The organism is Microcoleus sp. CZ3-B2 (assembly GCF_036705055.1).
In the GTDB taxonomy this organism is placed as follows: domain Bacteria; phylum Cyanobacteriota; class Cyanobacteriia; order Cyanobacteriales; family Microcoleaceae; genus Microcoleus.
The window spans coordinates 22685-45759 of record NZ_JAUBTN010000014.1; the positions used below are offsets into that span (position 1 = coordinate 22685).

At 46.1% G+C, this 23075-nt stretch carries 21 protein-coding genes; 7 read left to right on the forward strand and 14 right to left on the reverse strand.

Annotated elements, in window-relative coordinates:
* Positions 1–573 precede the first annotated feature (573 nt).
* Positions 574–2151 (reverse strand): NupC/NupG family nucleoside CNT transporter, encoded by a 1578-nt coding sequence (locus QUA97_RS08790; RefSeq protein ID WP_333194393.1) that lies wholly within the window; start codon positions 2149–2151, stop codon positions 574–576.
* A 221-nt stretch (positions 2152–2372) separates the two neighbouring features.
* On the opposite strand from QUA97_RS08790, the gene QUA97_RS08795 reads away from it, so the two are divergent.
* Positions 2373–2660 (forward strand): hypothetical protein, encoded by a 288-nt coding sequence (locus QUA97_RS08795; RefSeq protein ID WP_194068034.1) that lies wholly within the window; start codon positions 2373–2375, stop codon positions 2658–2660.
* 83 nt (positions 2661–2743) lie between these two features.
* Here QUA97_RS08795 and QUA97_RS08800 read toward each other — a convergent pair whose 3' ends face one another.
* Positions 2744–2938, reverse strand: a complete 195-nt coding sequence (locus tag QUA97_RS08800) for a hypothetical protein (protein WP_194068035.1) — start codon at positions 2936–2938, stop codon at positions 2744–2746.
* 61 nt (positions 2939–2999) lie between these two features.
* Between QUA97_RS08800 and QUA97_RS08805 the strand changes: the two genes are divergently transcribed.
* Positions 3000–3200 (forward strand): hypothetical protein, encoded by a 201-nt coding sequence (locus QUA97_RS08805; protein WP_194068036.1) that lies wholly within the window; start codon positions 3000–3002, stop codon positions 3198–3200.
* Positions 3201–3423: 223 nt separating this feature from the next.
* Positions 3424–8265 (forward strand): CHAT domain-containing protein, encoded by a 4842-nt coding sequence (locus tag QUA97_RS08810; RefSeq protein ID WP_194068037.1) that lies wholly within the window; start codon positions 3424–3426, stop codon positions 8263–8265.
* 463 nt (positions 8266–8728) lie between these two features.
* Here QUA97_RS08810 and QUA97_RS08815 read toward each other — a convergent pair whose 3' ends face one another.
* Together QUA97_RS08815 and QUA97_RS08820 are read right to left on the reverse strand one after the other, a co-directional pair.
* Positions 8729–9421 (reverse strand): hypothetical protein, encoded by a 693-nt coding sequence (locus QUA97_RS08815; RefSeq protein WP_194068038.1) that lies wholly within the window; start codon positions 9419–9421, stop codon positions 8729–8731.
* A 31-nt stretch (positions 9422–9452) separates the two neighbouring features.
* Positions 9453–10835, reverse strand: a complete 1383-nt coding sequence (locus QUA97_RS08820) for a GAF domain-containing sensor histidine kinase (RefSeq protein ID WP_228050053.1) — start codon at positions 10833–10835, stop codon at positions 9453–9455.
* 638 nt (positions 10836–11473) lie between these two features.
* Here QUA97_RS08820 and QUA97_RS08825 point away from each other — a divergent pair.
* Positions 11474–11794, forward strand: coding sequence for a DUF3155 domain-containing protein (locus QUA97_RS08825; protein WP_194011340.1), 321 nt, complete (start codon positions 11474–11476; stop codon positions 11792–11794).
* Between the two features lie 458 nt (positions 11795–12252).
* On the opposite strand, the gene QUA97_RS08830 is transcribed toward QUA97_RS08825, so the two are convergent.
* The 3 genes from QUA97_RS08830 to QUA97_RS08840 form a co-directional block, all read right to left on the reverse strand.
* Positions 12253–12789 (reverse strand): cofactor assembly of complex C subunit B, encoded by a 537-nt coding sequence (locus QUA97_RS08830; protein ID WP_194011341.1) that lies wholly within the window; start codon positions 12787–12789, stop codon positions 12253–12255.
* 318 nt (positions 12790–13107) lie between these two features.
* Positions 13108–13500, reverse strand: a complete 393-nt coding sequence (locus tag QUA97_RS08835; protein ID WP_194068040.1) for a PadR family transcriptional regulator — start codon at positions 13498–13500, stop codon at positions 13108–13110.
* Between the two features lie 406 nt (positions 13501–13906).
* Positions 13907–14110: a DUF751 family protein gene (locus QUA97_RS08840; protein ID WP_194011343.1), complete on the reverse strand. Its 204-nt coding sequence runs from the start codon at positions 14108–14110 to the stop codon at positions 13907–13909.
* A 70-nt stretch (positions 14111–14180) separates the two neighbouring features.
* Here QUA97_RS08840 and QUA97_RS08845 point away from each other — a divergent pair, with 70 nt between their 5' ends.
* A complete protein-coding gene (locus QUA97_RS08845) occupies positions 14181–14381 on the forward strand; it encodes a hypothetical protein (RefSeq protein ID WP_194068041.1) in 201 nt (66 codons plus the stop codon).
* A gap of 111 nt (positions 14382–14492) precedes the next feature.
* Here QUA97_RS08845 and QUA97_RS08850 read toward each other — a convergent pair whose 3' ends face one another.
* The 3 genes from QUA97_RS08850 to QUA97_RS08860 all read right to left on the reverse strand — a co-directional run bounded on the left by QUA97_RS08850 (position 14493) and on the right by QUA97_RS08860 (position 17776).
* The gene (locus QUA97_RS08850) at positions 14493–15785 is read right to left on the reverse strand and encodes a type II restriction enzyme (protein ID WP_333194394.1); all 1293 of its coding nucleotides are present in this window, start codon (positions 15783–15785) and stop codon (positions 14493–14495) included.
* 2 nt (positions 15786–15787) lie between these two features.
* On the reverse strand, positions 15788–16678 hold the full coding sequence (locus QUA97_RS08855; RefSeq protein WP_194068043.1) for a DNA adenine methylase: 891 nt from the start codon (positions 16676–16678) through the stop codon (positions 15788–15790).
* A gap of 162 nt (positions 16679–16840) precedes the next feature.
* Positions 16841–17776 (reverse strand): metallophosphoesterase family protein, encoded by a 936-nt coding sequence (locus QUA97_RS08860; RefSeq protein ID WP_333194396.1) that lies wholly within the window; start codon positions 17774–17776, stop codon positions 16841–16843.
* A gap of 99 nt (positions 17777–17875) precedes the next feature.
* Between QUA97_RS08860 and QUA97_RS08865 the strand changes: the two genes are divergently transcribed.
* A complete protein-coding gene (locus QUA97_RS08865; protein WP_333194397.1) occupies positions 17876–18922 on the forward strand; it encodes a hypothetical protein in 1047 nt (348 codons plus the stop codon).
* A gap of 349 nt (positions 18923–19271) precedes the next feature.
* Here QUA97_RS08865 and mrdA read toward each other — a convergent pair whose 3' ends face one another.
* The gene (gene mrdA, locus QUA97_RS08870) at positions 19272–21086 is read right to left on the reverse strand and encodes a penicillin-binding protein 2 (RefSeq protein ID WP_194068046.1); all 1815 of its coding nucleotides are present in this window, start codon (positions 21084–21086) and stop codon (positions 19272–19274) included.
* Between the two features lie 214 nt (positions 21087–21300).
* Between mrdA and QUA97_RS08875 the strand changes: the two genes are divergently transcribed.
* The gene (locus tag QUA97_RS08875; RefSeq protein WP_370589102.1) at positions 21301–21594 is read left to right on the forward strand and encodes a phage holin family protein; all 294 of its coding nucleotides are present in this window, start codon (positions 21301–21303) and stop codon (positions 21592–21594) included.
* Here the strand turns inward: QUA97_RS08875 and QUA97_RS28285 are convergent.
* The 3 genes from QUA97_RS28285 to QUA97_RS08885 form a co-directional block, all read right to left on the reverse strand.
* The gene (locus QUA97_RS28285; RefSeq protein ID WP_370589103.1) at positions 21573–21746 is read right to left on the reverse strand and encodes a hypothetical protein; all 174 of its coding nucleotides are present in this window, start codon (positions 21744–21746) and stop codon (positions 21573–21575) included. The genes QUA97_RS08875 and QUA97_RS28285 overlap by 22 nt on opposite strands.
* A 73-nt stretch (positions 21747–21819) precedes the next feature.
* Positions 21820–22494, reverse strand: coding sequence for an N-acetylmannosamine-6-phosphate 2-epimerase (locus QUA97_RS08880; RefSeq protein ID WP_194068047.1), 675 nt, complete (start codon positions 22492–22494; stop codon positions 21820–21822).
* A 196-nt stretch (positions 22495–22690) separates the two neighbouring features.
* Positions 22691–23056 (reverse strand): four helix bundle protein, encoded by a 366-nt coding sequence (locus tag QUA97_RS08885; protein WP_194068051.1) that lies wholly within the window; start codon positions 23054–23056, stop codon positions 22691–22693.
* Between the last annotated feature and the right edge of the window lie 19 nt (positions 23057–23075).

Below are 23075 nucleotides of genomic sequence, written 5' to 3' on the forward strand. Positions count from 1 at the left end.
CATTAGTCATTGGTCATTAGTCATTGGTCATTGGTCATTGGTCATTGGTCATTGGTCATTAGTCATTGGTCATTAGTCATTGGTCATTAGTCATTGGTCATTAGTCATTGGTCATTAGTCATTAGTCATTGGTCATTAGTCATTAGTCATTGGTCATCAGGAAGAGGGAATTGGTGCGATAAATCTCGTTTATTACTACTCATTAACAGGCTCTGTATGGTAACGCATATCCGGAGGCTCTGCCTCCTTTTTCCCAGTCGAGGCAGAGCCTCTGAATATCGGTTCCAAGGCAGAGCATTGGAACCAGTTTAAGTAAGTCGGTGGGGAAAAACACAACTGTGTTAAGAAAGATAAATGAGGCTCAAACCCCAATCCCTCCTGCATTCTGTCTCCTGACTCCTGCCTCATCCCAACTACAAATATTTACGCCTTTCTACTTACCAGTTAAATATTGTTGGCCAACCCACCCCTACAAGCGGGATTTTACTGTTGCGTGAGGGCGGGTTTTACCGAATTGTCAATAATTGATAAATATTGTGGGTGAACCCGCTCCTACAAGCCATTAGAAGATAATTAAGGCGTTTTCTTCGATTCAGATTTAGGAGATTCTTGAGCTTTCGGAGCCGCTTTTTCACCCTTCGGCGAAGGCTTCGGGCTGGCAATTTCTGGGGCAACGGACGGCTGGGAAGTTACGCTTGGGGATGCCTGCTGTTTTTGGGAAGCGGGGGCAGTTATCGGAGCTGCAGGGGCTGCCTTAGCACCTAAAATGCTCGCGTCTCCGGTGTCAAATAAGCCGGCGATGCAGGCAATCATCATTGTTGCTAGGGTGCCGACAAATAATGCTTTCCAACCGAGTTCGGAAATGTCTTTGCGGCGGGAGGGAATTAGGGCGATCGTACCGCCGACAAATATGCCGACGGATGCTAGGTGGGCGAAACCGGAAAGGGCGTAACTGACAATCAAGACTGTGCGATCGCTAATCAGTCCTTGTTTTGCGGCTTCTGCTAAACTTTGATAGGGCGGAATTGCGGTTTCTAACAGGCGCCGTCCGATGATTACTGATGCTACCCAAGAATCCTCAATGGGAACTCCAGTTAACAAGGTTAGCGGATAAAATAAAACTCCTTGGATATTTTGCAGGGTGACAAAACTAAAGATTGTGCCGATGGGAGCCGGCAACACGGCTAGCCAGCCAAAGAATTGATTGATTAAGGAAACTAAGCCCAAGATTAAAATCAAAACAGCGGCGATCGCCACTGCCATTTTTACACCGTCCAATGCACCAATTATCGCTGCATCCAAAGGGCTGACTCGTTCGATGGGTTCTCCGCCCACAGTCTCTTGTTTGAGCGCTTCGCCGTCGATTTCCGAAATTTCGTCGCTGATAAATTCGCCGAGGCCTTGAGGCTTCCGTTCTTCCTTGGGGATGCCGCCCATTGTCAGCGGCACGCCTGTTTCGGGAACTAAAATTTTGGAGATGACAAAGCAAGCGGGAATGGCGATAATTGAGGCGGAAACTAAATGTCCTAAAATATTGGGAAATACAGGCTTGAGAAAGCTGACGTAAATTGCTAAAGTTGATGAAGCGGCGGTTCCAAAACAGCAGGAGAGAATGGCACAAAGTTCGGAACGAGTCATTTGCGGCAAGTAAGGCTTGACGACTATTGCTGCTTCTATTCCTACAAAAATATTGGCTGCGCCGCTGAGGGCTTCCGCGCCGCTCAACCGCATTGTCTTATAAAATATTTTGGCAAAAACTTCGGTGACAATTTGAATTACGCCGATGTTGTACAGTAAGGCCATGAGGCCGGAAAAAAAGACGACTGTCGGTAAAGCTCGAAAGGCGAAAATATATCCTAAATTAATTGCCGGCTCTTTACCCGGTACTGGTACAATATTGCTCCCGAATACAAATCTCGCTCCGGTGTCAGCAGCGGTGAATACTCCATCGAGCAAGCCTGTAAACCATTCTAGGGCGATACGAGTTGGGGGAAACAGGAATACTAAAAATCCTAAGACTAATTGCAGGCCAATTCCCCAGATGATGACGCGCCAAGGTATATAACGAACTTGGCGGTTTTCTGAGAAAATCCAGGCGATCGCGCAGAGCCCAAAAATGCCCAGAAATGAGATAAAGTTGTAAATAGACATGAGTCTAGTCCTTAAAATAGCTGAGAATGCCGATCGACGGTTTGTACCACATCAGTTATACTATTCATCGGACGGCAAGTGCCAAAAAAATAATTAGCAGATCAATTACGCACTCAACAGCGTATTTATGTCGTTGTTCATGTCAGCGCCAGCGGAAGCGGATCTTTAGCAACCGTTGATTTGCCGTAATTACCAGCAGTTTAAATAAAAACACGCAACACATGGAAGCTTTTGCTCCACATCCTCCCGAATGGACTGCGATGGCGGTTCACGCTACTGAGTTTTGCTGTCCCAAGTGCGGTGCTAGCTGCACTGATGCCCGCGAGGTCTGGATTAATCGCCGATCGCCAGTATACAGTGAGTTCCAGCGTCGCAAGTGGCAAGAATTTTATCGCTGTCAGTGCGACGGCGTGTGGTGGGCCTGGAGTAGCGATAGGCCTCCTTCTGAACTTGTGCGTCCCGATGAGAGTTCGGATGAGAGCTCCGATGAGGACTATGATGATTTTTAGAAGGACTTTCGATTTGATTTCAAATTAGGGTAAGGTGCGTCCGGGCGCACCTTACACTTACATTGGCGCGTGCAAGTTTTCAATTAATTCAGCACGTCGAGTACGCCCTTGACTACGCCTTCCATGACTTTTTCAACTAAGATCAATTCATTTTCGCCGATCGACTCGTCTAAGAGCATTGACTGAATTCGCTGTCTGTCTTCGCGAGTCAGTTCGCCAGAGGCAAAGATCCGTTCAACTACTTGTTCATTTAAAAATGGGAAGGGTTGATTTTGCATTATCTGTCCCTAAAAGCATCAATATTTTATTTTTAATTTTGCTAGAGGAGGCAGTTATTTTGTGGGTTTTTGCCTTCTCACCCAAATCTTTGCTCCAATCTTAGGACTCAGCAGGCGTTTTGTCAAGACACCTGCGACCGATAAATACGGAATCTGCTTGGTATTTCTGACATTCTGGCAAAAGATGGTTTTAGAGGGCGATCGACTCAAAGACGCTGATTTGCACCCTGGGAGCAAACCGCCGTGCCCGCAAGCTTTTTAAGTTTATTGGCACTTTAGCGGAACATTACAGCTCAAAAAAAATCAAAACTACAATAGATTAGAATGGGGCATGGCGAATGGGGAATGGGGAATTGGGAATGGGGAATTGGGAATGGGGAATTGGGAATGGGGAATTGGGAATGGGGAATTGGGAATTGTCAACCACTAACGACTGATGACTGATGACTAATAACTAATGACTAATGACTAATAACTAATAACTAATGACCTATTTTCGCTCTGCTATAATTTTGACATTAGGTTTTTTGCTGCTACCGCTAGCAGCGCGATCGCAATCTGTCATTCCGGCAAATGACGGCACTAATACTATTGTCAACCAGGAGCAAAATCGCTTAGAAATTAGAGGCGGACAACTGTCTGGAAACGGCACAAACTTGTTTCACAGCTTCAGCCAATTTAATCTCAGCGAAGGTCAAATTGCTAATTTTCTAACTAATCCAAATATTCAAAATATTTTAGGGCGAATTTCCGGCGGCAATGTTTCCTTCATTAATGGCGTGATTTCAATAAGCGGGGGAAACTCGAATTTATTCTTAATGAATCCGGCGGGAATTGTTTTCGGTCAAAATGCGAGATTGAACGTGCCGGGGTCTTTTTTTGCCACAACTTCTACGAATATCGGTTTCGGCGATCGCTGGTTTAATGCGGCCGGAATTAATGATTATAAATCCTTGCTGGGAAATCCCACTCAATTTAATTTTAATAACTCACAATCTGGGATAATTGTCAATGCTGGAAACTTAGCAGTTGGTAGCGGTCAAAATTTAACTTTGTTGGGCGGTGCTGCGATCAATACCGGGCAATTGTCCGCCCCGGCCGGTCAAATTACGGTGGCTGCTGTTGCGGGAAGCAATACAGTCCGCATCAGTCAGACTGGTAATTTATTGAGTTTAGAAATTACTCCGTCTTTGCAGTCAGACAAATCGGCGATCGCCCCAGTTGCTTTACCTGTGTTGCTGACTGGCCCAGGCCTAGAGTCAGCCACAGGTTTAACGACTAACGAACAAGGTCAATTAATCCTGACTGGGGGCCAAACAGTGCCGGTAAATGCCGGAAGCGCGATCGTATCGGGTGCTGTAAATGTCTTTGCACCTTCTGGTGCCAGAGGCGGCACAGTCAATATTTTAGGGTCAAAAGTCGGACTGTTCGGCGCAAATATCAATGCTTCCGGGACAGATGGCGGAGGAGTCGTGCGCGTCGGTGGCGGTTTCCGGGGGACGGAACCAGTGCCAAATTCCCTGGTAACTTATGTTAGTCCTGATTCTACGATCGCAGCAGACGCGATCGACCGCGGTAACGGCGGCACAGCGACAATTTGGTCAGACAATACAACTCGCTTCTTCGGCAATATTACGGCTCGCGGCGGCACAGCAGCAGGTAACGGCGGCAGAGTGGAAGTTTCGGGTAAAAATGCTCTAACTTTCCAAGGAGAGGTGGATACCCGCGCGCCTAACGGGGCGATCGGCAATTTGTGGCTCGATCCGGCAAATATTGCGATCGTCAGCGGTAACGGCGAAAACAGCCCTTCATCCTCTGCTGGCGGGGAACTCCAAGCCACAGAATCACCCACTGAAACATCGATCTCAGAAGTGCAGTTGGAACAGATGGCGGCCGGCAGCAACGTAGTTGTAGAAACCCCCGGCTACATCACCCTCCAAGACTTACCCGACAACAAACTCGCACTGCAAGCGCAAACCGGAGACAGCGTAACATTTACATCAGGCGGAGTGTTTTTTGTCAATGACCCCAAGGATTTAATCGAGACTCAAGGTGGCAACATTAACATTTTTGCCAGCAGCATTTCTCTGGGCGGAGTCAACGCTAACGGCGGCAATATCGCTCTGACTGCTAACGGCATTGACTTCAGGGGCGGCAGCAATTCCGTCAGCAGTGCGGGGGGGAAAATTCGCTTGCAGCCCAGCGACGGCCGAGGGATTCGGGTGGGCGGCACTGGCGATATTTTAGGGGTTTTGGACTTGACGGGAGGTGATCTGGGTGCTTTGGCGGCGGGTTTCGGCTCGATCGCGATCGGGCGCGCCAACAGCAGCTCGATCGCGATCGTCGCACCCATTACCTTCAACAGCCCGCTGACACTTCAAGGCAGTTCGATCGCGATCGACCATCCCCTCAGAACAACCGGCAGCGCTAGCTTGACACTCGACGCGCCCCAAACGGAGATCGGTGCCAACATCGCCGCACCGGGCGCAGATATCGCTTTTACTGGCAACCTTTCCCTGAATGCTGATGCAGCTTTGGACGCTCAAGCCACGGGCAGCATTCTGTTTTCCGGCAGCCTGGACGGAGCTCGCGCCCTGAGACTTGACGCTGGGCGAGTGCGGTTCGGCGGTACAGTCGTCGGTGAAGCTGCACCGCTGGCGAGTTTGACTGTCAGCGGCGGGGGTACCGAGATAGCTGGCGATATCGCCACATCTGGCGACATCACTTTCAAAAGTCCCGTCACAGTCGATCGCCGCAGCACAATTTCGGCCAGTACCGGCAACATCACTTTTGCCAGTACCCTCGACAGCATCCAAGGCCGGGCAAATAATTTGACGCTGCGCGCTGGCGGCAACATTACCTTTACCGGCGCAGTCGGTCAAAGTCAGAGGTTGGGCGTGCTCTCGGCTGATGCTGCTAGCGTGACGGCTACTTCCCAAATTGCAGCCCGCTTTTTGAGCGTGAACGCGCGAGATTTTGCTACCATCAGGGGGGACAGCACGGCCGCTTTGGGAGCCGATATCAAGGCAGGAAATGTACTCTTAGAGGGTAATTTAAGGACGGATGGCGGCAATGCGAACTTGCAAGCTTTGGACGAGGTTCGGACTGGCAATATTACCTCCAACGGCGGCAGCATTCGGGTTGAGGGAAATACTGTTGCAGCAGGGGCGATCGACTCTTCGTCAGCAACGGGAACAGGTGGCGCGATCGCCGTCAAAAGCAATGCCGGCGCTTTAACTGCGGGAGGTTTGAACTCTTCGGGGGCGATCGGCGGCAATATTGCCCTTACCTCGCAAGCCGGCATTTCTACTCTCGATCTCAACTCCAGCGGCACTCAGGGAAACGGCGGCGCAGTCTCTCTGAGCGCGATCGGTAACATTCAGTCGGGCTTTATCAACGCTAGAGGTGGCAGTGTTGATGTCACAACCCTCGGTTTGTTTCGATCGAACAATGTTTTTAACGATATATCCGGCAATCTTGCCAGTATTTCTACTGCAGGAGGTACAGGAGGCGGGGCGATCGCCATTCGGCACGGAGGCGGTAGCGATCGACCCTTTGTAGTTGGCGGGGCGATCGACAACGGAACTCAGGGAAGCATTAATGCTGGCGCAGAAAACGCCATTTTGCCCAGTTTTTCCTTTGGGCAAACTTACACCCAAGGAAGTTTACAAAACCAGATTTCCCTAATTACACCGGGCGCGCCCCCTACTCCTCCACCAATCCCCGAACCAATCCCCGAACCAATCCCCGAACCAATCCCCGAACCAATTCCCGAACCAATCCCCGAACCAATTCCCGAACCAATTCCCGATCCGGCGCTGTCATTTCCTGCATCTTTGCAAGTACAATTGCGACCGCCAAATCAAAACAGAAATTCCCCAACTAGCCCGGAAATTTTCGTTCCTTCTCGCAGATTCGATACCGCAGTATCCGGTATTTTAGCCTTTGAACAAACCTTCACTCGCGAATACGAAAAATATCTAGATTTGCCCGCCCGAAAGCCGATTACTAATATGTCGGTAATTTACGAAACCCTTCGCAAAAACGAACAAATTACCGGGGTAAAATCTGCAATCATTTATATGAATTGGGTCAGCGAATCAAAAGCAGCAGCCACAGAAAATGATTCGGTGCTGGTGGCAAGTCGAGATTTATCTAATCTATTTCCTGTCAGAAAAAACCTCATCCCGCCGCCTCCAAAAATGTTAGAAGATGGGTTGGGGGAGAATTGGCAACTAGCCGGCACAGAAGTTTCCGATGTTCCTACCGGCGAGCATTTAGAATTAGTGTTAGTCACAGCTAACGCTCAACCGATGCGCGTTTTAATTCCGGCGACAACGCGCTGGCAGGTACTGCAATTAGCCGACGCTTTGCAAACGGAAATTACTAATCCCAGAAGAAGAAATAGTATCAGTTATTTGGATGCAGCTCAAAAACTTTATCGGTGGTTAATTGCGCCATTTGCAGGAGAATTGGCAGCTTTAAAAATTAATAATTTAATTGTAATTCCGGCAGCGGGTTTGCGAAGCGTGCCGTTTGCAGCTCTTCACGATGGCAAACAATTTTTAGTTGAGAAATATAGCTTGAGCGTGATGCCGAGTCTGAGTTTGACTGATATCCGCTACGACAATATTACTGACGATGAAGTGTTGGCGATGGGGGCGTCGGTATTTAAGGATAAAGCGCCATTACCGGCGGTACCGGTGGAGTTAGAGTCGATCGCCCCGCCGACGCGCGGAAAATCATTTTTGAATCAAGATTTTACTCTCGCGAATTTGCAAGCTCAACGGGCAAATCAACCTTTTGGAATTATTCACTTAGCAACTCACAGCGAATTCCAGCCAGGAGAACCGAAAAATTCTTACATTCAGTTGTGGGATACTAAATTGCGCCTCGATCAAATGCGGCAGTTGCGGTGGAATGAACCGCCAGTGCACCTGTTAGTTTTAAGCGCGTGCAGTACCGCTTTGGGCGATGAAGAGGCGGAGTTGGGGTTTGCGGGTTTGGCGGTAGCTAGCGGTGCGCGATCGGCTTTGGCGAGTTTGTGGGAAGTCAGCGATGAGGGGACTTTGGGACTAATGACGGAGTTTTACCGCCTGTTGCGGACTCCCAGAAGCGGTGGTAATTTGATGATTAAAGCCGAGGCTTTGCGGTGGGCGCAATTGCAGATGTTGCGGGGGCGGGTGCGGATTCAAGACGGGATGTTGCGAGTTGAAGGGCTTTCTGAGGCGATCGCTTTACCTCCTGAAATTGCGGCCAGGGGCGATCGAATGCTTTCCCATCCTTATTATTGGGCTGCTTTTACAATGATTGGCAATCCTTGGTAATTGGGCATTGGGCATGGGGCATGGGGCATGGGGCATTGGGCAAACAGGGCATTGGCCAAACAGGGCATTGGGAATTGGCCCGCGCAGGGCATTGGGCGGAGCGAAGCGGAGGGATTGGGCATTTTCCCTAATGACTGATGACTGAGGACTGATGACTGATGACTGTTGACTGTTGACTGTTGACTGTTGACTGTTGACTGTTGACTGTTGACTGTTGACTGTTAACATCATGTATGAGTGCAACCGGAATTGATATAACCAATAACTAACAACTAACAACTAACAACTGAGGGCGGGCACGCACCATCCACCGCCCCTACCAACTAACAAATAACAACTAACAACTAACAACTAACAACTAACAACTAACAACTAACAAATAACAACTAACAACTAACAACTAACAACTAACAACTAACAACTAACAACTAACAACTAACAACTAACAACTAACTCTTCTTCCTTAATATTTTTCGCTAGGCTGGAAATGCCGCGCAACTTCCTGATGACATACGTGCCAAAAATACAAAGCCAAATTCAGAAGAGCTAATAACTTAGTGCCATCTTCTAACATCGCGTGCAATCCTGTACTTGGAGAGTTTATAATATCCTCAAACCGCGAGATAGCAAACAACAATAATGCTAGGACTAATGGCAAGTAAGGAGTAGTTTTGATGTACCGCCAAAAATTAGATATGTAAAGAAAAATCCCGCTCGCATAACATAAATAAATTATTTTTTTAGATATTCCCAGCCGAGTAAGAATCAAAGTCATCCGAAACCTGTCATCCACATACAAGACTCCCAGCAGTAAAGCACTAAAAAATAAGAAGATGGTCGATCGACTGCGGGGATCTTTTTGGCGCAGCAATCCAAAACTAAATGCACAAATTGCCACACAACTGCACCCTAGGACTTCGGAAACTCCGGTGAGAATGCCTTCGTAAGGGAACCAGAAATTAAAAGGATCGCTAAACAGGCGTTCAACTCCGTCTCCCTTCTTGTTGAGTTTTGCGTAGACGCTTAGCCAGCCCAAAATCAGGACAGTCAGAATGTTGAAAGCAGCTAAAAACGGTACAGTAAAAAAGTGTGTTTTGAAAAATTCTAAAGAATTTGAAAAATTGGGAATTTGATCTAATAAAGACCGACGCTTCATAAAAACTATCTCCAAGCAATAGGCTTAGTTACTACTGATTGAGCGGCAGCCAAAGTACAAATGTAGTACCGCGATCTGTTGGATATAAATGAGTTTCTGCTGGTGGCAGCCATTCGGGATTTACTGGAGAAAATACTTCAATTTCTCCTTGCATTTGGCGGACTAAATCGCGGGCGATCGCCAAACCCAATCCGGTGCCGGGAATTTCTGTCTGCGCTTTTTCTCCCCGGTAGTGCCGCTCGAATAAATGTTCTAAATCTTGGGGTGGAATCCCGGCACCTGTGTCGCTGACTGCCACTGCGATGGCAGGTGATGGGTGGTGTGTTGCCCGATCGCCCTTCGCTTCCTTGTACCTTACTTTAATATAAATTTGGCAGCCGACAGAGCTATATTTCAAAGCATTGTCAATTAAATTGCTCAAAACTTCGCGCAAAGCTCGATCGTTCGCCGAAACTGGCGGCAAATCTGCCGGAATGTCGGCTACCAATGATAGACGCCTTTCAGATGCGATCGCCCGGGCGGAAATTAACAGCGGTTGTAGCACCAATCCCACAAAACAGGATTCTTCCAAATTGGCTGCTGGTGACAGCGACAGAGAAGAATGCGACATTAATTCTAAATTGGACACTGCTTTTTCTGAAGTGCCCAATGGGAGTCTGAGATTTGCTTCGCCGGTGTCAAGGGTGCGATCGAACTCGGCGAGCAAGTCTTGCAGCCGATCGCTCTCTCGGACAATACTAAAAGCCACATTGCGATTTCTGTCTTCCGGTACCAGCCTGCGCGCCAACAGCTTACCAAAAGTTCGCAACGCTGTCAGCGGACTTTTGAACTGGTGCAGCAAATTGTGCATCGTATCGTACACCTGAGTCTGGATTTGCCTCGCCGTGCCCAATTCCTGCTGCATCCACTGCGATCGCTGGTCTAAAATACAAGCCAGGGTCAAGGTGCGAGCAATTTGCTGCATTTGAGCCTCCTCTCGATCGTTCCAAGGCCTGTCTTGCCTGCCGCACACCAGGAGTCCCATTACAACTCCCTCGTGTACCATAGGCGTCACAATTTGCCGGCGTTGCTGCCACACATTCTCCGGGCCTTGACACCGATCGTTCCGCCGCTGATTATCCGGGCTCTGCTCGGGCGCGATCGCCCCCACCGTCGATTCTTCCACAGGAAAAGCTGGCGCAGCCAGCCGCGGCACTGGTTTGGCTGTCGAGTTTTGGGAAGATTGCAGCCTCAGCCCCAGATTTTCTTCCGATTCGGCTGATGTTTCTGGGTAAACCGCGATCTCTACCAACTTTGCTGCGCTTCCGGGTACGAGTTCTTGTGTCAGGTATACCGCGCTGAATGTCGCTCCCAAACTGACGGCGATCGCCACCTGCGATCGGCAAAGCTGGACAAATTCGGAACTGGCTGGCATTAACATGAGCGCCACATTAAGATATCTAACGGAATTCTAAGTCAATTACAACTGGGCCGGTGCCGATTACAGATGAGAAACTTCTAAATTTCTGGTGTCTCCGCTTTGATGGAAGGCTGCTAGGTTCAAAGCATTCGGCTTTCACAAACAAAAATTGCTTAAAAGTAAAGTCCCGCCTGCATACTTTCCACAGATTTCCCAGCTTGGCTGCTGCCGGAACTTGCGGCCTACATTACCACAACTGGTGTATTTTGTCGATCGGCACGAATGTTAAGATTGTGTCGATATATTAAAAACCGTTGATTTTTTGAGCTAGAAGGGATATACTGGCCTCGGATTTGGTAGCTATGATTACCTAAAAAATCGATCTCAAACCCCGTCCGATCGGGACGGCTTTGATGATTGAATCATATATTGTTGATTCGCCAGATGTAAAAATCCGGTCTCAACTCTAGCATCCAAAAAATCTCAAATAGGTTGGGGCATCAACCTGGGGCTCGGCAAGATCGGACAAGCCGTGCTTGAGGAAAGCTGTTAGAATCCAGAATCCCCATTTTTTTTAGGGATGGGGAGTATGTCAAAACCTGTCTGTTCATACTGTCTGCTCATACTGTCTGCTTACAGAGGAGGTAAAGAAATTGGCCAGGAGACGCAAACGCAAGAGTCGCCGCCGACAAGAAGGACGCAGAATTTTAGAGTGCGTGCCTCAATATAGCATCGAGAGCGGCGAAGATAAACCCGTAACAGCGGCTCGCAAGTTCATCCATGCTGAAGGCATTGCTCCCCCTGCTTTGCTGTTAGTCAAGCGTAACGAGCATACCACCGACAGATACTTCTGGGCTGAAAAAGGTTTATTCGGAGCCCAATACGTAGAAGAGAACCATTTCTTGTTTCCCAGTTTAAAGGTAATGCTGGAAACAGCCTCCGAAAAAATTCCTGTGGTGTCCGCCCGCGCATAGGTCAAAATGTTGAGTTCAAAACATTGACAGCAATGTTTGTCTAGCTCTTTTAACAAAAGTGCGAGAGTTCTCATTGTCTGGAGAGTGCTGGCTGAAATTTACGCGAAAAGTCCTTAAGAATACAGAATAAGGGTATAAGGCTCCATCGCAACAGGATACTCGCCTGCAAAGGGCGATCGCCACAGCGCGCACTCTCAGGATAATGGTTTTTTTAGACACCGCTCACGGATACAAGCCCCGCAGGGCTGTCGCGGCTTCAAATTTTAGACGAAAATTCAAATTCCCAGATTCATCTTGAGGATAAATCGAAAATCTCAAATCTCGACTCTAAAATCGACTGAGTGTTCTGTCGATCGAGCTTTCGGACTCTTTGAGAGATCCGCAAACATTCATCGGTTAGTCGGCTAGAACTTTAAGCACGGCATCTAGCATATCAAAAAACGTTCCACACCAAAATTTTAATATTCCAGCGGTTTTAAATCTAAAGCTTTTTCCATAGCTGCTAGTTCATCGCGGTGAGCTCTGACAGTAACCAGGCTCTTAGTTTGGCTTCCCGACTCAGCAACAGATTCGAGTTTAAGGGAAACTTGCTCCGAGCGTCCAGCTTTTTTCCAGTAAAATATTCCCGCCAGCGGTGACAGCAGTACCAAAGCTAGGAAAATTTGACCTTGCTGGGGAAGTAGCATTCCCAAAAGCAAGCCCAAGGACAGAGTGCCGCCTGCACTCAGCAAAGTGAGAAAAATAGCTAAAAACCAACTAGGCCGCACAAAACCTTCAAAAGTGACTTTATAGTTTGGGGCATCGACGGCTACAACTCGGTAAGCTCTAGAAGCAAAATACTCTTGTAGCTGGGTTAAAAGCGACTCTTGGGCGCGGGGCGAAGCAAACTTGATTTGTTCGATTCTTTCTTTGACTGAGGCCTTGATGAAGAAAAACAAGCCTACAGTCATCAGCAGGGCGATCGTAAACGTTGAAGAAAGAACAGTAGTATCCATCGGTAGAAGTTTGTGTAATTGAAATTATCTACTACTACTTTACAGAACTTTACAGACAAAAGCGATCGAGGACTTACGCAGACACTTGCTTACCAAAATTACCAACAAGCTTTGTAGCAAGGTTTTTTTCTCCCCATCACCAAATTCTTATATCTCCCCACGCTTTCTAATTTTCAAGTGACAATGCGTAAGTCCTGACGTAGTGTAGCTGCTCTAATTCCTGTGCGGCGATGCTTGCAAAGCGAAGACAAGGAAGGCAGTTCGCTTTGCTAGTAGCGCCAGCATTTCAAGGGTTTAGGCATCCGATTCCAACACCGACTAACCTGTGTGACCGGTTTCTAGGGCACGGGGGCGACGGCCAGACGCGCCGTTTCCCTGACCGATATAATCGTGCCACAGGCGAGCTAGGTCTTGAGCTTGGTGCCGCCACTCGGGGAGGATTTGATACATCCGGCGGGGGCGGCCGCGTCCTTCTACTTTTTTCCAGTAACCGGTGATGACGGCTTCATCTTCGAGGAATTTGAGAGCGCTGTAGAGGACGGTATCGGAAAGTCGGTAGATGGGGAATTCCCGCTCTAGTTGTCCGATGAGTTCTGTACCGTAGGAATCCGATCGCAATAACACCGAGAGAATGTAGCACACTGCTAGTTCCTTGTTTAGATAAACAGGAGGGGGGTCTTGAAAAAATTGATAGATATGTTCAAATTTCATCTGTCTTGTCCGCTAGAAACTCTCGCGATACCGTCAGGTTGACGGGAGAGGAAAGCGGGGCGGGGTGTGCCGCTTCCTAAGAACTAAGTGGGAATCGGGGAAACAGAGGTGCAGTATTTCCCCAGTTGTGTTGATGGCTCGAAAGAGTTGTGCTGCACTTAGGTAATGTTTGCTTGCGCCAAGGTTGAGGAGCGCTCACATAACTAGGGTAACTTTCTTTCTCTTATAATCTATCGCAGCGGCTATTGCCGGCGCGGGCGATCGCACATCAGAATTTCGTTGGCTTTAGTGATTAGTGTTTCCGCTCAAACTCAGCAGCAGAAACTTCCCTAAACCCTCTACCTGCCTTTCCAAGGGGGCCACAGTTTGTCAGAGCAAGCCGGCTTTTTCGGGCCGAAACTTGCTTTTAAACCGGGCTCAGACCTAACATGGCGCGCAGGGTAAAAGTTAGAAAGACAAAAGTCGCTACAATCGAAGTAACCAGGACGATGGCTGTTGCCGGTCGATCGAGTAGAGGTTTGAGTCGCTCGAACAGGAAAAAGAAGATTCCGAGACAGACAGTAATCAAAAAACGGGGGTACCTAGAGACGTTATTAATGAAATCTTGCATGAGCGCAGATGGGGTAATTTGTTACAGCTCGATCGTTGACTGGTAACACTTGTGAGCGAGTTAGATAATTTTGGCACAGCCGGAGCTAAATCGGCTCCTCGGGCGATCGGGCGTTTTTGCCGGCGAGGCTGATATATATAATTCTAACGAATATTTTTGGTCGATCGATCGCGGTCTGTTTAATCCCGTGCAACATCCGGTGACAACTTCAGAAGTATTTATATTCAGTTCTAGTTGCGATCGACATTATAAGGCTGTTATTTATAGATAAATGTCTGCTTCCGCACCTTCTTCCCTCTTGCCGCGTCCGTTTCAGAAACCGGCCTTACGGTAGAACTAGGTCGAAGGTAATAAAAGCCCACAGAATCAAACTATGTGAATTTTAGTCTTTGATTTGGAACCAAATCCAAGAAATCCACCCTCGGACAGTAGAATAACGCCTTTTTATAGTTGTATCATTAATATCTGAACGATTTTCTGAGATTATTTTACAGATTGCATCTTCTGGCGGAATTTGTCCCAGTTCAAGCGCTAATTGAAACACTAAATAAAAAACTTTACGTTGTAAAATCTTATTAATCAAATCTAGATATTTTAATTTAGGTCTTTTATGTAAAATTGACCTTCCTTCACTTGTCAAGCGAAAAATTACTTTTTTTGTTAGGGAATCTTGATAATTTTCTATCAGTCCAATATACAATCCAGCATTAGTATAATAATCAGTTTGCCTGCGGTCAAATTCATAGTTTTCTGTAATATCATCTTTAGTTAAATCTCTTTCTAATAACAATGATAATAAATCTACTACTCTCTCAAATTTATCAGCTTGGGGAAATGGAACATCTGGCTCTGCAATTAGTTGAATATTATTGAATACCCGATCGACATCGCTCAGTTGTATTTCTTGGGGAGCGATCGTATAATTCTTTTGTTCTCTCAGTTTCAGAGAGTTATAATCTTCATCATTGCTAAATTCATAAATAAAAAAGCTAAAAACGTCGTTAGAGTATGTCATCAATACTGGAATTACTTTTTTAGTTATTTTTTGTGACCACAATCTGTAAGGATAGTAAAGTTGTCTAATCAAAAAATCCTCGATCGAATAGTTCTTAGCTTCTATCAATACAAAATAGTTGTCGCTTTCAAATCCGGCATCTATCTCACACTGAGAATTTTTAACCTTGATTGAATAGGGTTTGTTGGTGGTGGGATTGATAATATTAAAATTAAAGGACTCTGTAGACATTCTCCCAGAAACAGTATAAGCTGTTTTTTCGCCTAATAAATCATCTATAAGACCGATATTAAACGCACAGTGCAATGCGGAACTTTCAGAATATAAATTTGTGCAATCTATACTCTCTATGTGTGAAGGAAAGTCAAAAGGAATTACTTCTATTTCAGGATCGTACTTAACTTCAAAGTGTGTACCAAACTTACCAATCACATATTTTGAGCGAGAAATTGGCAAGATTGATAGATGATTTTCTCGAAAGATATCCGGCAAATTGACAGAGTGATCGAACTTTGCCATCAGCCTGCTTTCTCTTAGCTTGTTGATTTGAGCCGATTCTATTTCAAAACAGCCATTTTTATCTACTTCTTCTAAGATATTATGCGTTTCAAATAGTGTTTCCCAGGCTTTATCGTTAGCAGTCTTCTTGTTTTTTCTCATATTTATTTGTCCTGAACTTGATAATTTAAAATTAATACTTCATCAATCTTACCTCTTTTCAAGGCATTTGAGTTGATACTTCTCGTTGCCCTAACTTTTTTGATTGTATCCCGATAATCATTGTACAAATCCAGAATAAAATCCGTACAAGAATTACTCATCATCACTTTGCAACCTTTGGTCGTTAGGTCGTCAAAAACTTTTTTTAGTCTTTCTTGTTCGTGTCTATTAAAGCCATTCACATCATATCCAGTAAAAGAAGCTGTTTCCGAAACAGGATCGTAAGGAGGATCTAAATAAATAAAATCTCCTTTTCGGGCATCTTTAACAGCTTCTTGAAAATCCAAATTTGACAGTATAATGGTGTTGCTACTTAAGTATTTGTTTACAGCTCTTAAAACAGCCTCATCTAAAAAATTGGGATTTTTATATCTACCAAACGGAACATTAAATTGACCTTGGGAATTAACCCTAAACAAACCATTGTAGCAAGTTTTATTTAGATAAATGATTCGTGCTGCTTTTTCAACTGCCGACAAATCGGCATATTTTTTAGCTGAACGATCTAAGTCTCTCATATCATAATAAGAAGTTTCGCTATTGCTATATTTATCCTTGCTTAATTCCTCCATCAGCTCATCTAAAGAGTCTCTGATCGCTTGATAGCAGTTAATCAGTTCTCTGTTGCTATCATTGATAACAGCTTTTTGGGGTTGTAACTCAAACAAGAGTGCACCTCCACCTATGAAAGGTTCATAGTATGTATGTTTGCTTGTCAGCTTGGGAACATACTTAACAATTTCTGGCAATAACTGCCTTTTACCTCCTGCCCACTTTAAGAAAGGTCTTACTAAGGGATTAATTTTCCCTCTTACTAACGTATCGCTTTTCACTCAGATGCCTCTAACGCTGAACAATTCATTGTACTTGAATTTTTGTTCAAGTCAAGAGTAAAGGGTGATATTGATTCAAGGTGTAAGTCGCAGTTAAATCTATCGACAAAGACACCTTGACAAAATTTTATTAATCTGATATGTGAGGGCAAAAATTTTGAATTAAGCCGATCGCACTTCAATCACCCCTCTATCAAAAACCCGCTTGTCAGTACCGATAGAACTGACAAACATCCGGTCTTCATAAATATCAAACGTCGCAAAACTCAGCCGACTAGCCGAAAACTCCGTCCACTCAGAACGCCCCACCGGACGAGTGCCCCCGCCGGCCCCGCAAATCAAATAAGTCGTACCGTCAATCGATCGGGTGCGTTCGTAGCTGTGCTCGTGTCCGTTGATATAAAGCTGCACGCCGTACTTTTTAAACAAAGGTGTCAAAGTCTTAATAAAAGGTTGATTCACTCCGTAGATACCAGAGGAATAAATCTGGTGGTGGCCGAACACAACTTTCCACGGTGCAGTGCTTTTACTCAACTCTTTCTCCAGCCAAACAAGCTGATTTTTCCAATCCGCATTGCGATTGGTATCTAATGCAAAAAACTGTACCGGATCGCGCCGAAAAGTATAGTAGCGACCTTGCATATTAAAACCCGCATATTTAACTTGCGGGTCGCCGTTAGCAGTGCGGATGTCGTGATTTCCCAGACAAGCATAAAATTTTACGCCTTGCTGCAATAATGACTGATAAGGCTTCTCGAAAACAGCATTAATTTGTTCAATTTCGCCGTTATTGTAGATATTGTCGCCGGCGAGAACAGCAATATTAAAAGGATTTTCCCCGTGATATTGGGTCATCGCCTCAGCCACAGCATACTGACCTTTAGCCCCGGTGCCGGTGTCGGCAACCGAAATAAAGCGTAAAATAGGCGGTGAGGCCGGCAATGGGACGATCGCCCTTTGAGCCTCAACATTAGAAGGTACAGCAGCATTCGCGTCTGTACCCCAGAAAGTCCGAAGCTGAAGCATTTTCCAGACTCCGGTAAAATCTAAGCTGCTGAGACTGGCTAAAAATAGAAAGCGACGGCGTTTAAGGCTCATGATGATTCAGTTACAACTAATAAAATGATAAATTAAGGCTGAGAAGACTCAACTAAAATTCAATTTTAGATATATTTGCAACGCTCCAAGGCAAAGAAAATGTCAGAAGAACAACTAAACCAACCAACTCCAGAAGCGTCTCAATCTCCGAAAGCGGAGGTTGGCGAGGCGGCTGCAAAGTCTGCCGCCACAACCAGCCAAGCTCAAAATGCCAGCAGCGCCGTTCCCAAAAATCAGAAAATCAAAGCTTTGATTGTCTCAATTCGGAATTTGGGGAAAAAAGGGAAAAATGTAGCAGCAGAACCCCCGTTGCAGCCCCAAAAGCCGATCGCGCCCACCGCTTCTGACTCAGTAACAGTAACTCCTCCGGCTGTTGCTGCGGAAGTTAAAGCGCAAGTTAACAGCGTTCCCCCCCCAAAAGTTATGGTAAAATCCGATAATAAAAAGTCTGTATCAAAACCCGCAGGCGACAGTTTTTTAGAGAAAGTCGTTGTACTTTGGCAAAGTATTGTGCGGTTAGTGCGCGAGCTGCTGCCGCCTTTTGTCAGCGCCAAGGTGTCAGATCCAATTTTAAACGCTTCCTTAGCAGCAATTCTCATCGTTGCAGTCGGTTTAACCTTCAACAGTTTCTCAGCAAAACCGCCGGAACAACTAGCAAAAGCGCCTATTGCAGCACCGCCGCAGTCGCCGGCTACCTTTAGCGATTTTTTGCCGGACACAGCCAAATCACCAGAGGCGATCGCAAATTCTCAGCCAACATCCGCTAAATTAAAAAGCAAATCGCCCGATTTAGTAGCACCAGACAAACCGCAATCGATAGAAATTATCCCGCCACCACTAACGCCGGAACAGTCTTTGATTGCTGCAATTCAAACTCAAGTTGCTGACATTACCGATCGACTTGGCGGCGGTTTAGTTAGGTCTGTTCAAGCTGATTTCTCCATCGGCCTTTTGACAGTGAATGTCGCTGAAGATTGGTACAATCTCAGCACAATAGAGCAAAATCAGCTAGCAAGTAAAATGTGGAAAGAAGCTAATGCACTCGATTTCAGCAAGTTACAAATTGCCAATTCCGAAGGTAAATTAATCGCTAGAAGTCCAATTGTTGGTTCGGAAATGATTATTTTAGAAAGAGGCATTAATTAGATTTTTAACTTTTTGTATCTGTAAACCGTCCGACCATTTTTAAATTCTAGGACGCAGAATCAAATTATGTAAGGTGTGCAATGCACACCTTACCGCTGTTAATCTTTTTAAGAAATCGCATTTTCTTGGAAGTGATATCAATTCCATTAGGATCGGAATTATTCATTTCTCTCTGACCTCTCTGTGTTCTCTGTGTTCTAGCGCCGGTTAAATCATTCCGATGCAACCGGAAACGATAGGAGACAATGGGTAGGGGAAAACTTTTGAGCGCACTGATAGCAAAAAGGTGCGCCTCGCGCACCCTACATCACAAAATATGAACAGTCAACAGTCACCAATTAACTCATGACTAGAAAGGTTTATTAGTAGGTTTAAAACCCTGCTTTTTAAAATAGGTTCGGAATACCTCTTGAGCAATTGGTGCCGCCGAAACCGAACCAAATCCGCCGCCTTCAACAATAACTGCGATCGCAACTTCCGGCTTGTCAGCGGGAGCAAAACCTACATACATAGAATTGTCAGGATGTCCGGGCATTTCCACAGTTCCAGTTTTACCAGCACTTAAAGGAATAGTACCGTCATTCATCGCGCGGGCTGTACCTTTTTTCACCACGTCAATCAATCCTTGTTTAACGACGTTTAAAGTTGCCGGCTTAATACCTGTTGGAATTTTTTTAGTAATAGGCGTATTGGTTTGAGAAGCCAACAAATGCGGCTGTACTCGCGAACCGCCATTGGCAATAGTTGACACCATCACAGCCAATTCTAGGGGAGTACAAAGTACCAAACCTTGACCGATCGCCATTGTCACCGTATCGCCCACATACCAATCTTCCCCATACATTTTCTGTTTCTCAGCAGGGATCGGAACTTGACCGTGATTGGCTGCATCCAACCCCAAAAGCTTTAAATTAATAGCACCGCCAATGCCCATTTTTTTAGCCCATTTCGCCATTTCTTCCGGCCCTACAGCCATGCCTACTTGATAGAAAAATGTATTGCTGCTGTAGGCTAAAGCGTCCCGAAAACCGATAACGCCGTAACCAGCGCCGTGTTCGTTAAAGGTAATTCCGCCGATATTAATAGAAGAAGATGATACTAAAGTCGAGTCAGGAGAAAACTTGCCCGACTCCATCCCGGCTACAGAAGTTACAATCTTAAAAGTGCTGCCGACTGGATAGCCTTGAACTGCCCGATTTAAAAATGGTTTGTCTGGCCCTTGCAGTCGATCCCATTCTTTTTGAGTTACCTTCCGAGTGAAAATATTGGGGTCAAACGTCGGCCAACTAGCCATTGTTAAAAGAGCTCCGGTTTTGACATCGATCGCCACAACTGCACCCAGGCGATCGCCCAAAGCTTTTTCTGCAGTTTTCTGCATATCCAAATCTAAAGTTAGCTGCACCGGTTTGCCGGGAATAGGAGCTTTTACACCTAAATCTTGGATTTCCTCGCCCTTAGCATTCACCTCGATCAAACGGTTTCCCCAAACGCCTTCTAAAGTTTTATTGGCTAATTTTTCAACTCCCATCTGACCGACAATCATTCCCATCGGATATGTAGGATTAGCTTTTAATTCGTCTAAAGTAGCTTCGCCGACGTATCCTAAAACGTGAGCTGCTAGTTGTTCGTTGGGATTGTCTCGGCTCGATTCGGCGCGAATTTCAACTCCCCGCAAAGTATTAGCTTGTTCTCCCAATGCGACAAAAGTACCGACATCGATATTTTTACTAATTCGCACTGGGAGGGCAGATTTGTAGCCTGCTTCTTCGATTTTTTTGAGAATTTCGGCTGCGGGAAGTTTGACGATCGGGCCGAGTGTAGCGGCGACTTCTTCCCAGTCTTTGGTCGATCGCTCTTTCGGCCACAGATAAACCGATCGAGATACGCGATTAGCCGCAAAAATTTTGCCGTTGCGGTCTAAAATTTGACCGCGATTAGCTGCGACAGAAACAGGGCGAATGCGGTTATTTTCCGCCCGCTGTCGGTTGTATGCTCCCTGTACCAGTTGCAGTTCGGCCAGACGAAATACCGGCAGCGTCACCAAAGTAGTGACTAGCAGCATCAAAACCATCACTTGGAACGATCGGCTGCGCTGGCGCGTACCATTATCCAAGGCATTTTTGTCGAATCGGACGTGAGATTTAAAAGAAAAATCGCCAGCCATATTAATTAATCTGCTCTTTTTATTCAACTAACAAGTAGATGCAGTTGCCATCCGGATTATTTGGAGGAAGATGCAACCATTATAACTTCTCACTCTTTAGTGACAGACAGACATTCTGCCGGTTGGCAGACGAATCTGGCAGATTTTGTGATTAAAGTAGCTTTTAAATATCATCTTTTTGTGACAATTCAAATTTTAAGGAGGTACAGGCGCTGTGGAACCGCTCGATTTTTTGATTGCTTGGCTGGTGACGGGCAGCAGCTTGCTGCTAATTTCTCAACTGCCAATCGGTGTGGAAATTGACAGCACACCGAAAGCCGTAATTTCCGCTGCGGTGTTGGGATTGTTGAATGTTTTAATTTTGCCCATTCTGAAAACAGTTTTTTTCCTGCCGAACTTGCTGACGCTGGGATTGCTTTCCGGCGTGTTTGCTTTTGTGATGAATGCGATCGTTTTTGCCTCTGCTGCGAAGCTAGTGGAAGGATTTCACCTACGGATGGGCCTGTGAGCGCGGTATTGGGGGCGATCGCCCTGGCAGCAGTTAGCAGCTTTATCAATAGCGCGCTGATTTAGCAATTTCCCCAGAAAAAGGGCGATCGAAATCGCCCGATATTTCCACACATTACCTTGCGCGTTTCGTTTCTCTAGAACCGATTTCAATCGCCGAATATTCCTTATTCCTTCTTCTTTCTCCCTTCTTAGTTGTCCCCTATTCCCTCTTCCTTCTTCCTTCTTACTTCCCAATCACCGACTTATAGGCTGTTACTTTGATGTCAATTCCAGTAATATCTGTGCCGACAACTACAGCGGCTGCTCCTAAGTTTAATGCTTTTTTTGCCATTTCTGGCCCGGCGATTCCGCCTTCGCAGATAACTGGAACCTTAAGCTTTTCTACCATTTGGGCTAGCAAATCAAATCCGGGCGGCGAGAAACTTTGCGTCTGTGGAGTGTAGCCAAAAAGAGTAGTTGCGACAGTATCTGCACCAGCTTGGGCCGCCGCGATCGCAGCTTCGATCGTGTCTACATCCGCCATCACCAATTTCCCTAATTCGCTGTGAATTCGATCGATTAACGTTTTTAACTCTTCGCCAGCAGGACGGTTTCGCAAAGTCGCGTCAACGGCGATAATATCGGCTCCAGAAGTGGCGATCGCCCGCGCGTCTTCAAACCGAGGAGTAATGTAAATCTCGCATCCCGGCAATTGCTGCTTCCAAATCCCAATTATCGGAGCCGATACCTGTTTTCGCACCGCCGCAATGTGAGCCGGAGAGTCAATCCGCACCCCCGCAGCCCCTCGATTGACAGCGGTGCGAGCCATTGCCGCAATGACGATCGGATCGTGCAGCGGCGAATCGGCTGGTGCTTGACAAGAAACAATTAATCCTGTAGGAATTTGACAATTAATCATGGTGAATTAGGAATTGGGAATTGGGCATGGGGAATTGGCCAAACAGGGAATTGGCCAAACAGGGCATCGGCCAAACAGGGCATCGGCCAAACAGGGCATCGGCCAAACAGGGCATTGGGCCCAGCGAAGGGATGGGCATGGGGCATGGGCCAAACAGGGCATCGGCCAAACAGGGCATTGGGATTTTTTTTGTAATTTATTCCCTGTGTCCTATTGAACTCAAATAAGCGTTAAGTTTTGGTAGTAATTTATCAACAATTGGTTTAAATTTGCTTACTTGTTCGCTTGTGATAAGTTGTCTAGCATACGCTAATCTTAACCAGTGTACTGTTTCGTACAAAGAGCCTCTGGCAATTTTTACAAAACGCCGATTATCTTGGTCATTATAACGACCTCTTCCTTCAGCAATATTAGCACATACACTATCAGCAGACCGAACGATCTGTTTGCCCATCGTATCTTTTGTGAAATAATCCCATTTTTTAACAATCTCCCAAATCTCATTCGCCAAACTTTCCGCCAACTTATAAACCTCTAATTCCTCAAAATCAGGTCTTCCCATAATTACCTCAAACACTCAA